At 55.7% G+C, this 1,081-nt stretch carries 2 protein-coding genes and 1 pseudogene; all 3 read left to right on the top strand.

Annotated elements, in window-relative coordinates; translation table 11 throughout:
• The first annotated feature begins 343 nt into the window (after positions 1–343).
• Entirely contained in the window at positions 344–652 is a 309-nt protein-coding gene (locus A3754_RS04160; protein ID WP_063518919.1) for a PepSY domain-containing protein, read from the top strand.
• 55 nt (positions 653–707) lie between these two features.
• Positions 708–992, top strand: a complete 285-nt coding sequence (locus A3754_RS04165; protein ID WP_231880471.1) for a PepSY domain-containing protein — start codon at positions 708–710, stop codon at positions 990–992.
• Positions 992–1,081, top strand: a pseudogene (locus A3754_RS28815) (DNA-binding response regulator); the annotation flags it as partial. The gene A3754_RS04165 and the pseudogene A3754_RS28815, both read left to right, overlap by 1 nt.

Consider the following 1,081-nt stretch of genomic DNA (forward strand, 5'->3'; position numbering starts at 1 on the left):
ATCCAGTAATCCGTCCATATAGACCGGTTTCCCCCGTACCGCAGACTGCCCCCCCCTGGACGGGTTTGCGGTGTTTCGTGTGGCCGCAGTGGGCCTGCGCCTTATCAATTGGCTGTGGTAACCGCTTGATAGCAGGGACGCGAATGGTTATCAGGGCAATATATCGGATTCATGCTGGAAAGATAACTGCGTCACACCCCAATGGGGTGAAAGGGCATTTTGCCGGTTAAAAGGCCGCTGCCCATTCTGCTTGCCGGGTTCAGGTCGGTGTCAGCCAGCATTCAGTTTGCGTTCAGCTTGGCGCGTTATGGTTCTCCCGACTTCAACGAAAAGGAGAGCAAACATGACTTTGACCAAAACAACATTGATGGCTGCGGTATTGGGTGTGGCGTCTGTCAGTGCAGTACAGGCCGATGACGTACCCCATAGCCAGATCGATACACTGGTGAAAGACGGCACTATCCAGTCCCTGGATAAACTCGATAAGGTAGTATTGGACAAGCACCCCAATGCGAAAATTACCGACACGGATCTGGAAAACGAGTATGGCCGCTACATCTACCAGGTTGAGCTGCGCGACCCGCAGGGCGTGGAGTGGGATCTGGATATCGATGCCAGCAATGGTGACGTGCTGGGCGAAGAGAAGGACTGAGTCCTTGCTTTCCCACACATTGCCGGGCCGATGGCCACGCAAGAGCAGGGCGATCTTGATCGCCCTGTTGTGCGTGTGTTCGCTCTCCAGTGTGGCCGATGACATTAGCCAGGATGAAGCCTTGCGGCTACGTCAGCAGGGGGAAATCCTGTCGCTTGCGTCGTTGCTGAAAACGCTGGAACAACGCTACCCGCAAGGTCGTGTGCTGGAGGTCGAGCTGGAACGTGACGATGGCCTGCTGATCTATGAAATTGAGTTGCTGACCCGGGACCAGGTGGTCCGCGAGATTGAAATGGATGCCCGCACCGCAGACATCCTTGATGACGAGCGTGACGACTGATGCGGATTCTTCTGGTCGAAGACAGTATCCCGCTGGCGGATCAGCTCATGCCCATGCTTCGTGAGCATGGCTACGCGGTGGATTGGCTG

The sequence above is a fragment of the Alcanivorax sp. HI0083 genome, from assembly GCF_001635175.1.

Excerpts from the sequence above, each read along its gene's own strand:
- A3754_RS04160 (WP_063518919.1), top strand. The coding sequence starts at position 344 with ATGACTTTGACCAAAACAACATTGATGGCTGCGGTATTGGGTGTGGCG.